At 63.7% G+C, this 13,810-nt stretch carries 12 protein-coding genes; 3 read left to right on the top strand and 9 right to left on the bottom strand.

Features of this window, described 5'->3' with window-relative positions:
- Positions 1–94: 94 nt before the first annotated feature.
- Positions 95–3,571, bottom strand: a complete 3,477-nt coding sequence (locus ACPPVR_RS31450) for an indolepyruvate ferredoxin oxidoreductase family protein (protein ID WP_426610421.1) — start codon at positions 3,569–3,571, stop codon at positions 95–97.
- 166 nt (positions 3,572–3,737) lie between these two features.
- On the opposite strand from ACPPVR_RS31450, the gene ACPPVR_RS31445 reads away from it, so the two are divergent.
- The 3 genes from ACPPVR_RS31445 to ACPPVR_RS31435 all read left to right on the top strand — a co-directional run bounded on the left by ACPPVR_RS31445 (position 3,738) and on the right by ACPPVR_RS31435 (position 7,259).
- Positions 3,738–4,694, top strand: a complete 957-nt coding sequence (locus ACPPVR_RS31445; protein ID WP_426610420.1) for a hypothetical protein — start codon at positions 3,738–3,740, stop codon at positions 4,692–4,694.
- A gap of 206 nt (positions 4,695–4,900) precedes the next feature.
- A complete protein-coding gene (locus ACPPVR_RS31440) occupies positions 4,901–5,599 on the top strand; it encodes a cysteine hydrolase family protein (protein WP_426610419.1) in 699 nt (232 codons plus the stop codon).
- Positions 5,600–5,609: 10 nt separating this feature from the next.
- Positions 5,610–7,259: a regulator gene (locus tag ACPPVR_RS31435; RefSeq protein ID WP_426610418.1), complete on the top strand. Its 1,650-nt coding sequence runs from the start codon at positions 5,610–5,612 to the stop codon at positions 7,257–7,259.
- Positions 7,260–7,317: 58 nt separating this feature from the next.
- On the opposite strand, the gene ACPPVR_RS31430 is transcribed toward ACPPVR_RS31435, so the two are convergent.
- From ACPPVR_RS31430 to ACPPVR_RS31395, 8 genes are all read right to left on the bottom strand, one after another.
- Positions 7,318–8,142: a carbohydrate ABC transporter permease gene (locus ACPPVR_RS31430; protein ID WP_426610417.1), complete on the bottom strand. Its 825-nt coding sequence runs from the start codon at positions 8,140–8,142 to the stop codon at positions 7,318–7,320.
- Positions 8,139–9,074, bottom strand: a complete 936-nt coding sequence (locus tag ACPPVR_RS31425) for a carbohydrate ABC transporter permease (protein ID WP_426610416.1) — start codon at positions 9,072–9,074, stop codon at positions 8,139–8,141. Before ACPPVR_RS31425 ends, ACPPVR_RS31430 begins: the two co-directional genes overlap by 4 nt.
- Positions 9,071–10,393 (bottom strand): ABC transporter substrate-binding protein, encoded by a 1,323-nt coding sequence (locus tag ACPPVR_RS31420; protein ID WP_426610415.1) that lies wholly within the window; start codon positions 10,391–10,393, stop codon positions 9,071–9,073. Before ACPPVR_RS31420 ends, ACPPVR_RS31425 begins: the two co-directional genes overlap by 4 nt.
- A gap of 79 nt (positions 10,394–10,472) precedes the next feature.
- On the bottom strand, positions 10,473–11,252 hold the full coding sequence (gene soxA / locus ACPPVR_RS31415; protein ID WP_426610414.1) for a sulfur oxidation c-type cytochrome SoxA: 780 nt from the start codon (positions 11,250–11,252) through the stop codon (positions 10,473–10,475).
- Positions 11,249–11,569: a thiosulfate oxidation carrier complex protein SoxZ gene (gene soxZ / locus ACPPVR_RS31410; protein WP_426610413.1), complete on the bottom strand. Its 321-nt coding sequence runs from the start codon at positions 11,567–11,569 to the stop codon at positions 11,249–11,251. The genes soxA and soxZ overlap by 4 nt, the downstream gene beginning before the upstream one ends.
- Entirely contained in the window at positions 11,569–12,036 is a 468-nt protein-coding gene (locus tag ACPPVR_RS31405; RefSeq protein ID WP_426610412.1) for a SoxY-related AACIE arm protein, read from the bottom strand. The genes soxZ and ACPPVR_RS31405 overlap by 1 nt, the downstream gene beginning before the upstream one ends.
- A gap of 8 nt (positions 12,037–12,044) precedes the next feature.
- Positions 12,045–12,497, bottom strand: a complete 453-nt coding sequence (soxX, locus tag ACPPVR_RS31400) for a sulfur oxidation c-type cytochrome SoxX (protein ID WP_426610411.1) — start codon at positions 12,495–12,497, stop codon at positions 12,045–12,047.
- Entirely contained in the window at positions 12,490–13,773 is a 1,284-nt protein-coding gene (locus ACPPVR_RS31395) for an FCSD flavin-binding domain-containing protein (protein ID WP_426616219.1), read from the bottom strand. Before ACPPVR_RS31395 ends, soxX begins: the two co-directional genes overlap by 8 nt.
- Positions 13,774–13,810 lie beyond the last annotated feature (37 nt).

Here is a 13,810-nt window from a genome sequence, read left to right as displayed (position 1 = left end):
AGCAATCCAGACTGTTTCCTCGGAAAGACTCTGGATTGCTTCGTCGCAAGGGCTCCTCGCAATGACGTGTGGAGAGGCCTTCGCTCTCTAACCGCTACTCCGCTGCAGCCGCAAACCGGCTGTTCTCCAGCTCTGCCTCAAGCCGCGCCTTCTCGGCCGCCGCCTGCTGGATGTTCGCTTCCTTGACATGCCCGAAACCGCGGATGGTCTCCGGCACGCGCGCGAGCCGTGTCAGCAGCGGGATCTGCGCCGCCTTCAGTCCGGCGATCCGCTGATCGATCATGTTGAGATAGTCCTCGACCAGCTTCCGTTCGGTCCGGCGCTCCTCGGTGCGGCCGAACGGATCGAACGTGCCGCCGCGCAAGAATTTCAGCTTCGCCAGAATGCGGAAGGCATGGATCATCCAGCCGCCGAATTCCTTCTTCTGGAGATGACCCGTCGTGGCATCGCGCTTTGCGAAGACCGGCGGGGCCAGGTAGAACTTCAGCGAGAAATCGCCGTCGAACTTCTCCGACACCTTCTTGGCAAAGCTGCCGTCGGTGTAAAGCCGCGCGACCTCGTACTCGTCCTTGTAGGACATCAGCTTGAACAGGTTCTTCGCGACGGCTTCCGTGAGCTCCGTGGACGCGGGCAAGACGGCGGTTTCCGCCTTGCGAACCTTGCCAACCGCCGCGAGGTAACGGTCGGTGTAGGCTTTGTCTTGATAGCCGGTCAAAAACTCTGCGCGCGTCGCGATGATGTCGTCGAGCGACTTCGTCGGCGCGGCCGCCCGGCTCTTGAACTGGAGCACGCTGCGCACCCGCGACATGTCGTGGGCGGCGAGGCGGCCCCAGGTGAAGGCGAGCTTGTTCATCTCGATGGCGGCGCCGTTGATTTCGATGGCGCGGAGCAGGGCCTCCAGCGACAACGGGATCGCGCCCTTCTGGAAGGCGAAGCCGAGCATGAAGGGATTTGTCGCGATGCTGTCGCCCATCAGTGCCGCGGCCATGCCTGTCGCGTCAATGATGTCGAGATTCTTGTCGCCGACGGCATCGCGCAGCACGGTCTGCATTGTGCCCATCTCGAAATCGAGATCGGGGTTTTGCACGAAGCTTGCGGTCGGCTGGAGGTCGGCGTTGATGTAGGCCTTGGTCACCCCGCGCTCGGCACGGCTGAGCGCGGAGGGGCCGGCCGAGACGATCATGTCGCAGCCGAGAATGACGTCCGCGCCGCCGGTGGTGATGCGGACGGCGGAAATGTCCTCCGGCTTCGGCGCGATGCGCACATGGCTCATCACCGCCCCGTTCTTCTGCGACAGGCCGGTGAAGTCGAGCGCCGAGCAGCCGCGGCCGTCGACATGGGCGGCCATGCCGAGCAGCGCGCCGATGGTGATGACGCCGGTGCCGCCGATGCCGGTGACCAGGATGTTGTACGGTCCTTCCAGCTCACGCTCGGGCGGCAGCGGCAGGTCGGCGAACAGCTGTCCGGAATCAACCCCCGAGGTCTTGATCCGCTTGAGCGTGCCGCCATGCACGGTGACAAAGCTCGGGCAAAAGCCTTCGACGCAGGAGAAGTCCTTGTTGCAGTTCGACTGGTCGATCTGGCGCTTGCGACCGAACTCGGTCTCCAGCGGCTGCACCGAGACGCAATTGGAGGCCTGCGAGCAATCGCCGCAGCCTTCGCAGACGAGTTCGTTGATGAAGGCGCGTTTTGCCGGATCAGGATAGAGCCCGCGCTTGCGGCGGCGGCGCTTCTCGGCCGCGCAAGTCTGGTCGTAGATAAGGACAGTGAGGCCCTTGATGTCGCGCAACTCGCGCTGCACGGCATCGAGCTCGCGGCGGTGATGGATAGTCGCGCCTTGCGGGAAGTAATTGCCCTCTGGATATTTGCCGGGATCGTCCGAGACGATCGCGAGCCGCTTGACGCCTTCGGCCCAGACCTGGTGCGCGATCTGCGCGACGTTGAAACCGCCTTCGGCCGGCTGGCCGCCCGTCATTGCTACCGCGTCGTTGTAGAGGATCTTGTAGGTGATGTTGATGCCGGCGGCAGACGCCGCACGAAGAGCGAGAAGCCCGGAATGGGTGTAGGTGCCGTCACCGAGATTCTGGAAGATGTGCTGCTCGGTGGTGAAGGGCGACTGCCCGATCCAGTTCACGCCCTCCGCGCCCATGTGCGAGATCAAATCGGTCCTGCGCGTCGGCATGCTCAGCGCCATGCCGTGGCAGCCGATGCCTGCCATGGCGCGGCTACCCTCGGGCACGCGTGTCGACGAATTGTGCGGACAGCCCGAGCAGAAGAACGGCGTGCGCGCGAGCTTGATCTGCGCATTGGCCGGAACGGGGTTGTCGAATGCTTCGAGCCGGGCCAATCGCTGCTCCAGCAGCGGGCTGTGATGACCGAGCTTGCGTAGTCGCGCCAGGAGTGCGGAGGCAACGATGGTCGGCGTCAGCTCGCCTTCGCTCGGCAGCAGCGGAGCGCCGCTCTCGTCGCGCTTGCCCGTGACCGTCGGGCGCTTCGACGCATCGATATTGTAGAGGATGCGCATGAGCTGGTCTTCGATGAAGCCGCGCTTTTCCTCGACCACCAGCACGTCCTGAAGACCTTCGGCAAAGCGCCGTGCACCGCTTTCCTCCAGCGGCCAGGTCAGCGCGACCTTGTAGATGCGCAAGCCCAGATCCTGCGCGTCCTTGTCGGTAATGCCCAAGTCGGCGAGCGCCTGGCGCAGATCGAGATAGGCTTTGCCGGTGGCGACAATCCCGAGCCGGGCCGGCTTTGAATCAAGCACGATGCGGTCGAGCTGGTTGGCGCGGGCAAAGGCCTGCACCGCGGCCATCTTCGGACCGAACAGGCGCCTCTCGGCCTCCAGCGGCGGATCAGGCCAGCGGATGTTGAGGCCGCCCGGCGGCATCTCGAAATCATCGGGCAGCTTGATCTGGATGCGTCCGGGATCGCTGTCAATCGACGCCGAGCTTTCGACGGTCTCGCTGATGGCCTTGAAGCCGACCCAGCAGCCGGAGAAGCGTGACAGCGCAAAGCCATAGAGGCCGAGGTCGAGATAATCCTGCAGCGTGGCGGGATTGATCACGGGGATCAGCGCTGCCGCGAACACCTGCTCGCTCTGGTGCGCCAGCGTCGAGGATTGGCAACCGTGGTCGTCGCCGGCGAGCGCAAGAACGCCGCCATTGAGCGAGGTGCCGGCGGCGTTGGCGTGCTTGAGCGCATCGACCGAGCGGTCGACGCCCGGGCCCTTGCCGTACCAGATGCCGAACACGCCATCGACCTTGGCACCGGGAAACAGGCCGACCTGCTGGCTGCCCCAGACTGCGGTCGCCGCCAGATCCTCGTTCAGGCCGGGCACGAAGGCGATGTCGTGCTGTTGGAGGTGCGACTTCGCGCGCCACAGCGCATGGTCGTACATGCCGAGCGGGGAACCGCGATAGCCCGAGATGAAGCCGCCGGTGTTGAGCCCCTGAAGCCGGTCACGTTCGCGCTGCAACATGGGCAATCGAACCAGGGCCTGCGTGCCGGACAGGTAGATCCGCTTCGATTCGAGCCGGTATTTGTCGTCCAGCTCGACCTGCATCAGCGTCATGTCGAAAGTCCTTGTTTTTCTTAGTCCGGCGTGGAGTTTGCACCGCGGGAGGGAATTGCGGCTTGCGAAGCGGGCCGTCGCAGTCAAGAGCATGGGCCAGCGAAGTCAATATGGCTGGCCGCATCTGTGGCGCTCCTGCTAGTCATGGCTTCGACCGGAGGACACCATGGCTGCAATCGCGTTCGATACCGAGATCACCGAGACAGCCGAAGCGCTGATCGGGCCGTGGCGCCAGCCGCGCCAGATGCTGCACGCGCAAGTCTATGACGCGCACGCCTCGATCCACGACGACGCCACCGCGCAAAAGCTCGGCTTCAAGGGCGGCACCATCGAGGGCCCGACCCATTTCAGCCAGTTCGCCCCGCTCGGCGAGCGCTTGTGGGGACAGGCCTGGTTCGAGAGCGGCTGTCTCTCCGCACACTACCGCAACGCCTGCTTCGAGGGCGAGGAGGTGCAGGCGATCCTGTCGAAGCCATTGCCCGGCACCAGCCAGTGCCAGATCCAGATGGTGAAGCGCGACGGCACCGAGGTGCTGCGCGGGACGGCCTCGGTCGGCGATCCCCAGGTCTCGACCGCGCTCGAGGCGCGCCTCGGCGAGCTCAAGCCGCTCACCGATCCCGTGATCCTGCGCGATGTGAAGGTGGCGCAAACTGGCAAGCGGCAGGCAGTGCGAATGGCATTCGACCAGAACATGGGCGACCTCTATCCGTTCTCGCTGCGGCAGAAGCTTGCCGTCATCACCGAGAACTCGCCGTATTATTCGGGCGCGGAGAATCCGTGGGGCAAGGCCATCATCCCGATGGAGATGCTGAGCGTGCTGTTCCAGTACCGCTCCAAGGACGACCCGCTGCCGGCCAAGGGACCTGCCGTCGGCCTGTTCGCCGACCAGGAGATCAGGCTCGTAAAGGGGCCGCTCCTTGTCGACGAGGCGTACGAAGTCGAGCGCGAGGTCGTGATGCTCTCCAGCAGCCGCCGCACCGAAAGCGCCTGGATCAAGACGCGGGTGTTCGATCAGACGGGCGCGGTGGTAGCGACCATGCTGCTCAACATGGCGACGCTGAAGGATTCCTATGCGCCGTATGAGGAAGAGTATCGGCGGCTGTATGGAGATGGTGCGCGCTAAAAAGCTGGCTTCACTGCCGCTCATCCTTTAAGCAAATGCCCGTCGCAAAGTCGTCGCACAGCGAATAAGCAGACGCGCGCTCTTCCGATAACATCCTGACAGCGCAGCAAATTTCCCCGCGCTGTCCGCTCAAATTCAATTGTACACAATGGCATGGCGTTTGCAGAACTCTTGGGAAAGAGAGTTCTCGCGGGGGGCCTTGAGTCATGTTGAACTCAACCAAGTCGACACTGGGCGTCATCAGCGCCGAGCCCGAGCCGATCACGCTCGACTGGGCGAGTACCGCGCTCCTCATCATCGACATGCAACGCGATTTCATGGAGCCCGGCGGCTTCGGCGAGACGCTGGGCAATGACGTCAGCCAGCTCGCGCGCGCCGTGAAGCCGATCGGCTCCTTGCTCAAGGCAGCGCGCGACACCGGCATGCTGGTGGTCCACACCCGCGAGGGCCATCTGCCGGATCTCTCCGACGCGCCGCCGGCGAAAGTCGAGCGCGGTGCGCCGAGCCTTCGCATCGGCGATCCCGGCCCGATGGGCCGCATCCTCATTCGCGGCGAAGCCGGCCACGACATTATTCCGGAGCTCTATCCGCTCGACAGCGAGGTCGTGATCGACAAGCCCGGCAAGGGCGCGTTCTACGCCACCGAGCTCACCGACGTGCTGGAGAAATACGGCATCGAGAATTTGCTGGTGTGCGGCGTCACGACCGAAGTGTGCGTCAACACCACCGTGCGCGAGGCCAATGACCGCGGCTATCGCTGCGTCGTCATCTCCGACGGCTGCGCGTCCTACTTTCCCGAGTTTCACGAGATGGGCCTGAAGATGATCAAGGCCCAGGGCGGCATCTTCGGCTGGGTCGCAAGCTCAGCCGCAGTTCTGGAGGCAATGAAGATTTCGACCACATAGGGGTAACATCATGAGCACTTTGACGGGGACGGCCGGCAAGTCCGAGTTCAAGCCGGCACTATGGACACCGGGCGACTGGAACGCGTTTTTCGGCTTCGGCACCAACATCCTCGTCAACATGCTGGTGCTGACCGGCCTTTTGCGCTTCGTGCTGAAGATGCCGGACTCACTCGTGTTCGGCCGCATCCTGCCCGCGCTCGGGCTGATGATGTGCCTGTCGACCTTCTACTACGCATTCCTGGCGTACAAACTGGCGCAGAAGACCGGCCGCAGCGACGTCTGCGCGCTACCTTCCGGCGTCAGCGTGCCGCACATGTTCATCGTCACCTTCGTGATCATGCTGCCGATCACGATCAAGACCGGCGATCCGCTGAAGGGCTGGTCGGCCGGCCTCGTCTGGGTATTCTTCCAGAGTTTTATCCTCATGATCGGCGGCTTCATCGCGCCTTTCATTCGAAAAATCACGCCGCGCGCCGCGCTGCTCGGCACGCTCGCCGGCGTCTCCGTCACCTTCATCTCGATGCGGCCCGCACTCGAAATGTACATGACGCCGCAGATCGGTCTGGTCTGCTTCGCCATCATCCTGGTGAGCTGGTTCGGCGGCGTGAAATATTGGCGCGGCATCCCCGCCGGACTAGTTGCGATCGCGGCCGGCATGATCATCGCGTGGGGCTCGAATCTGTTCGGTCTCGGTCTCGGCGGTTTGAGCGTCAAGGGCGTCGGCGATGCCTTTGCCAGTTTCGGCTTCTCGGTGCCGATCCCGGCGGTGAACTATGTGTTCTCGGGCTTCGAATTCCTCGGTGTCATCCTGGTCACGGCCATTCCGTTCGGCATCTATGACCTCGTGGAGGCCATGGACAATGTCGAGAGCGCGGAAGCGGCCGGCGACGACTATCCAACCACGCGGGTTCTGACCGCCGACGGCGTCGTCAGCCTGATCGGCTGCCTGATGGGCAATCCCTTCATCAACGCCGTCTATATCGGCCATCCCGGCTGGAAGGCGATGGGCGGCCGCATCGGCTACTCGGCTGCGACCGGCATCATGGTGGTCGTGCTGGCGTGGTTCGGCATCATCCCGGTGCTGCTGGCGCTGGTGCCGGTGGTCGCGATCTCGCCGATCCTACTCTATATCGGCATGCTCATTGGCGCGCAGGCCTTCCAGACCACGCCGGTCAAGCATGCGCCGGCAATCGTGCTGGCGCTGACGCCGCATCTCGCGGCCTGGGCCAAGCTCCAGATCGACACCATGCTGGGTTCGACCATGACTGCGGCGGCGACGGTTGGCGGCATGGCTGCCGACAAGGCCGACGCGGTCAAGACCGCCGCGATCGCAGCGCTGCCGCAGCAGGGCGTGTTCTATCACGGGCTCGAGATCATGGGCGGAGGCTCCATCCTCGGCGGTCTCATCCTGGGTGCGATCGGCGTCTTCATCATCGAGCGTGATTTCGAGAAGGCCTCGGCCTTCGCACTGGTCGGTGCAGTCCTGACTTACTTTGGCTTCATGCACGGCGAGGCCGTCGGTATCGGCGGAGGGTTCGGCGTCACGCCATCCGTCGCTTTTGCCTACGCCGTGATGGCAGCCGGCTTGTATGTTCTCAGCCGGCGGAGCAGCGAACACTACATGCCGCATGCGGAGATGCACGCAGCTCCTGCGGAGTAGGCTAGGCAAGGCATGAAAAGCGGCCGGGCGATGTCGTGTCGCCCGGCCGTTTCATTTTTTACCCGCCCTTGACGGCGCCCGCAGTGAGCCCGGCCACGATCTGCCGCTGCGCAAACACTGTCAGCAGCAGCACCGGGAGAGTCACGATCAGTGCGGCTGCGGCGAGCGGGCCCCAGCTCAGCTGGTCGAACGAGATCATGTTGTAGACGGCAACCGGCAAGGTGCGCGTCTCGCGGCCGGCCAGGACGATGCCGAAGACGAAATTGTTCCAGGAAAAGATCACAGCGAGAATGAAGGCGACCGCGACGCCGGGCTTGGCGATCGGCAGAGCGACGTGCCGAAACACCTGCCAGCGCGTGGCGCCGTCGATCAGGGCTGCTTCCTCCAGCTCCAGTGGCGTCGTTTCGAAATAGCCGATCATGATCCAGATCACGATCGGCACCGTCACCACCAGATGAATGATGATCTGCGGTACCAGCGTGCCGAGCAATCCCAGCCACTGGAACAGCAGGAACAGCGGGATCAGGTAAGACAATCCCGGCGTGATGCGGGCGATCAGGATCACGATCGCGGATTTATGCGCGGCCATGCGCGCGATGCCGTAGCCGGCGGGGACCCCGACCATCAACGCAAGCACGGTCGCGCTGCCGGTGACGATCAGGCTGTTGACGAAATAGGTCAGGAAGCGGTTGGAGGCGAGCACGTCGGTATAGTTCTTCCAGGCGAAATGCTCGGGGATGAACACTGGCGGGTAGGCGGCGTTATCGATCTCGAATTTGAGCGAGAGCGAGGCCATCCAGAGGAAGAACATGATCGCCGGCGACACGATGACGAGCACCGCGAACCACAGCCCGATCTGGCCGAGAAGGCTGCGCAGGTTCATGCGTCGCTCCCCGTCTCGGTCCACAGCAGGCGCTGGCGAAAATAGAGCATCACCGCGGCGAGCGCGACGATGAGCAGGAAGAAGATGACCGCGATCGCAGAGCCATAGCCGATGTCGTAATAGACGAAGGCGACGCTGTAGAGATAGAGGTTGATGGTCTCCGATGCCGAGCCCGGTCCGCCCTGGGTGATCGCGAAGATGATGTCAAAACTCTTCACCGCGTCGATCATGCGGATCATGCCGGCGATGAACAGGAACGGCATGATCAGCGGCAGCGTGATGAAGCGGAACACCTGCCAGAAGCTGGCACCGTCGATCTGCGCGCTCTCATAGGGTTCGGTCGGAATCGCCGCAAGGCCGCCGAGCACGATCAGCATGACCAGCGGCGTCCATTGCCAGGTCTCGACCAGCACCAGCGAGGGAATCACGGTTGCGGGATGAAACACCCAGAGCTGCGGCGGTATCCCGACCAGCGACAGCAGGTAATTGAGAACGCCGAGTTGCGGATGGAACATCATGGTCCAGACCAGCCCGATCGCGACCGGCGTCGCCATCATCGGCATGATGAAGATGCCGCGCAAAAAGCCGCGGCCCGCAAACTTCTGGTGAAACACCACGGCTGCCAGCGTGCCGAACAGCAGCGGCAGCAGCACCGACAGCGCGGTGTAGACCAGCGTATGCCCGACCGCCTCGACAAAGCGGGGATCGCTGGGCAGCCGCAGATAGTTGGCAAGCCCGACGAAGGTGGTCGGCGAGCCGACCTTCCACTCGTTCAGGCTCATCCAGATCGTGAACAGCCACGGAAAGATGATGATGGCGAGCACGACGACCAGCGCCGGCACCACGAACGGCCAATAGGAGGGGCGACGCCATGGTTTCTCCGGCGCGGCGTCTTGCGCCGCGGCCGGAGTAGTCTGTGTTATCACGCTCACGCTTTTTCGCTGCGCTCCAGGATCGGGCGGAATTGCTCGTGCGCCTTCTTCAGCTCCGTCGCGGGATCGGCGCCGGACAAGGTCGCGGTGAGCGCTGCACCGACGGTGTCGCGGTATTCGGCGACCGGGATGATGACGGGCAGACCGAGCTTGGAGATCTTGGCGGAGTCGATGACCGACTGCAGCCACTCCTTGGTCTTCACGCCCTTGGCGACTTCGGGATCATCGACGATGGAATTGCGGAACGGCACGCCGCCCCCGGCCTGGAGCAGGCGCGCGCCTTGTCCCTTCGAGGCCACCCATTGGCAGAGCAGATAGGCGGCCTCCTTGTTCTTGCTCGCCGCGGCAATGCCGATGCCGTCGCCGTAGGTCGACGAGAACTGGCCTTTGGGGCCGGCGGGCACCACGGTGTATCCGACCTTTCCGACGACACGGGAGGCGGCCGGATCTTCCAGCGGGGGCGCCCAGCCGTCGGCGTCGATCCACATGGCGGCCCGTCCTTGCGTGAACGAAGCCATCGATTCCATCCAGTTGAATCCAACGACGCCAGGAGGGGCCGACTTGGTCAGCAGGCGCTGATAGAGCTTGGTGGCTTCGATCGCCTCCGGACCGTCGGACAAGATGTTGCCCTTGGCGTCGAGGAATTCGCCGCCGTAGTTCAGATAGAAATTAGTCCACATCGCCATGTTGGCGTTGCGCAGGCCGCGGCCGACGAAGCCATAGATGCCTTCCTTGGGATCGGTGAGCTTCTCGGCGGCGACCGCCATGTCCTCCAGCGTCTTGGGGACCTCGATGCCCTTCTTCTGGAACAGCTCCTTGTTGTAGTAGAGGATGAAATAATCGACCGACCACGGCAACGACAGCAGCTGGCCCTTGTCGTTCTTGGCGTATTGCAAGCCTGCGGCCGAAAAATCGCTCTCGACAAGGTCCGGCGGCGTCAGCGTCGGATCCTTCAAGTAGGGCGTCATATCGGCGAGCCAGCCGCCTTTCTCGAACTGCCGCTTCTGCACGTGATAGCTGAGATGCACGACGTCGAAGCTCGGCCGGCCCGAGGTGAGCTCGATCACAACCTTCTGGCGCTGCTGCTGCTCGGGGATCTGCTCGGATTCGACCTGGATGCCGGAAAGCTCGGTGAACTCCTTGATGTATTTTTGCAGATTATCGCCGCGCGGGCCCTTGGCGAGGATCACCTCCAGCTTGGTCCCGGAATATTTCTTCCAGGCGAGCTCCGCGCGCGCCGGAAATCCGGTGACGCCAAGCACGCCAGCCGCTGCGGTGCCCGCCAAAAGGCTGCGGCGCGAAATTCGATGGTCAGCCACTGTATTCCTCCCTGTGATTCATTTTGTTTGGGGGGATACTAGCGTCCGCGCGGCGCATGCCTAGCCCTAATCTAAGGCATCAGGGTCGCACCGCGGGTGTCTCCATCGGCATGCCGCGCGCCCGCGACATCAGATAGAGCTCGAGCGCGACCAGCTCGGGAGTGCCGTAATCATAGGCCTGGGCACGAACGCCGGTCATGCAACTGCGCAAGCGTCGCTCCAGCGAGCCCAACGTCTGCCATTCCAGCCGATAAAGCGGATAGCCAGTCGGCTGCGCTTGCGTGATCGGCGCGCCCGCGAGGTGCCTGTCAAAGTTGTCGTCGTGGCAATTGGTGCATGCGAGGTTGAGTTGACCTTCGCGCTGCATGAACAGCGCACGGCCTTGTTCGACGAAAGGCGTAAGCTGTGGATCGTCGCCGGCCGTGATCGGGGCACCGCGCGACTGGTGCGCGACGAAGGCGGACAGCGCCAGGAGGTCGCGGCTCTCGTAGGGCAGCGGCGTTGCCTGCTGATGATCGGCGCGGCAGAGGTTGATGCGCTGGTCGAGCGTGACGGGGTGCCCCGCGGCCTTATCGAAAGCCGGATAGCGCGCGGCGACGCCCTTCATGCTGCTGCGCGCATCGCCGTGGCAGTCTGCGCAGGCTTTGTCGGTGCTGCCGGTCTTCTTTGTCCACAGCGCCTCGCCGTCGAGCACGAACAACATGCCCGGATTGGACGTGTCGTCATCCTGAATGGCGCGGGTCTCCGGGCCCATGAAGGCATAGCCGGAGCGGCGCGAATCAGGCGGAATCTCGCCGGCGAGCAGGGCAGGGGCCGTGGCGAACAGCGCCGCCACCGCTATCGCGCGCCAGAAATTCATTCGACCGCGATCGACGCCGACGCGGTGGACGAATAGCCGTTGTCGCCGATCCATTCGAATTCGAACTTGCCGCTCTCCTTTGCGATCGTAAAGAACGACAAATAGGGGTTGGCCGCGATCGCCGGAAACAGATCGGCGCGAAAGATCTCCGTGCCGTTGTAGCGGCAGGTGAAACTCGTGATGATATCGCGCGGCACCAGCGCGCCGTCCATGGTGTGGCGAAAGCCGGTTTCCATGATGTGCGAGGTCAGCGTGCGGATCTCGATGACGTCGCCGCGTTTGGCTTTAGCCGGAACGTTGATCAGGGCCGCGGCCATCAGTTCACCTCCTCGGTGCAGGCGGCCAGCGTCACGACCACGTCGGCTGTGACCTGCCAGAACGTGTCGTCGGAGAGCCGCGCGATCGCGACGACCTTCTGGGTGTCGGCGAGCCGGATCCGGGTCGAGATTTGGGCGCGACCGGCCCAGGGACCGAGATAGAAATTGCCGATGTTCGGCTGCGGGTTCTTCTCGTTGAAGACGTGGATGCTCTTGACGTAATCATCAGCCGTCATTGGGCTTGCGACGCTGATCGTCATCGGCACCGTGTTGCCGTTCTCGACCAGCGGCGGAATGTCGATCTTGACCTTGCCGGTGCGGATCGGCGCTTCACCGACGACATTGCGGATCGCGGTATTGAGCATCGCGGGCGTCGCGTTGAGCGGTCGCAGCGTGATGATCGGGATCGTCCCGGCGGCAGTGACGCCTCCCGCAAGGCTCAAAAATTGTCGTCGCGTGGTTCGCATGAATTGCCCTAGTCCCGAAGCGTTGCAAGATAGGCGACGATGTCCTCGATCTCCGCGGCCGATAATATCGGTTTGCCGGCGAAATTGCGCCCGACGCGGATGAGTCCGTCCATGCGATAATAGGACGGCATGATGGTCTCCGGGTTGAAGCGCGACGCATCGACCAGACGAAGCCGCAACTGGCTCACCGACCAGCGGTTCCCGGCGCCCGTGAGATCGGGCGCGAGGTCGCCCTGGAACCGCGTTTCCGGAAACGGCCCGGAATGGCAGAGGATGCAGGTCGTCGTACGCGTCAATACCAGAGCGCGTCCGCGCGCGGCATCGCCGGGCGCACTCGTGAGCGATTTCGGAATGCCTTCGCCGACGATCGTGTAAGGCACAAGTCCCGCTGCCCTCGTGCCGGGGACGAACGCGAGACTGGCGGCTATCAGCGACGCGATATGGACGGATGCTCTAGCCAAAGGTGTCCGCCGTGATGGTTTGAAACCAGTGCTCCGCCTCGGCCGCCTCGCGGGCGCGCAACTCGCGCGGTGCATCGAAGGGGCTCGTGGCGCCGCCCTCGACCTCGGCAAAGATATCGCCCTTGGGCTGGTAGTTGCCGGCGAGCGAGAAGCCGTAACCGGGCGCGACGGTGTTGTAGCAGACGCCTGTGAGCCGCGGTGTCTCCGGCGCGCGACCCACGAGCAGGTTGACGATCGCGGCGGCGCAAGCCTTGCCCTGCGCGCTTGCCGCAGAGGCCGATTTTGGAATGCCGCCGCCGAGACAGGCGTCGCCGATGACGTGGATGTTCGGGACGAGTTTCGATTCGAAACTCATGGGATCGATCGGGCACCAGCCCGAGGTGTCGGCCGCTCCCGCGATCTCGGCGATGCGCCCGGCCCGTTGTGGTGGGATGACGTTGGCGACGTCAGGCGCATAGTTGCCGAATTCGGTGATGATGGTTTTGGTCGAGGGATCGACCGATGTGACGCGGCCGCCCTGCGAGAGCGCCACGCGCTCGATCATGTCGCCGTAGAGCTCCTTCCACGCCTTCTCGAACAACCGCTGCTGGGAGAAATTGTCCTTGGCATCGAGGATCAGGATTTTCGAGCGCGGCTTCTTCGTCTTCAGATAATGCGCGATCAGGCTGGCACGCTCGTAAGGCGCCGGCGGACAGCGCGAGGGATTGGCGGGGATCGCAATCGCTACCGTGCCGCCGTCCTCCATTGCCTCCAACTGCCGACGCAGCAACAGCGTCTGCGCGCCGGCTTTCCAGGCATGCGGCATTTTTTCCGATGCGGTCTCGTCGTAGCCGGGCAGCGCCTCGAAGTGAAAGTCGATGCCGGGTGAGAGCACGAGACGGTCATAGGGCAGCGCGACGCCATCGGCCGTCATGACGCTGCGCAGTTGTGGCTCGATCGTGGTCACGGCCTCGCCGATCACCGTGACGCCCTCGGCCGTGAGCCCGTCATAGCCAAACTGCTGCGCGTCGATCTCGCGCAGGCCCGCAATCACTTCGTTGCTGAAGGGGCAGGAGGTGAAGACCGCATTGGGTTCGATCAGGATGACCTGCAGGTTCTGCTGCGCACGCTTCAGCGCGCGGGCGCAGGCCGCGCCGCCAAAGCCACCGCCAACAACAACGACCCGGCCTGTGGATTGCGCGCGCGAAAGCGACGGCCGCGACAATGTCGCGACCGCCGCGGTGATGCCGAATACGGCATTCCGCCGTGTCACCGGGCGCGCGGTCATCAGGATCATCCGGACAAAAGGCTGCGGCGGCATTGGTGCGCCGCCG

The organism is Bradyrhizobium sp. McL0616, assembly GCF_049993385.1.
GTDB lineage: Bacteria > Pseudomonadota > Alphaproteobacteria > Rhizobiales > Xanthobacteraceae > Bradyrhizobium.
Note: the sequence above shows the minus strand (reverse complement) of the source record. Positions and strands in the feature narration are given on the sequence as shown.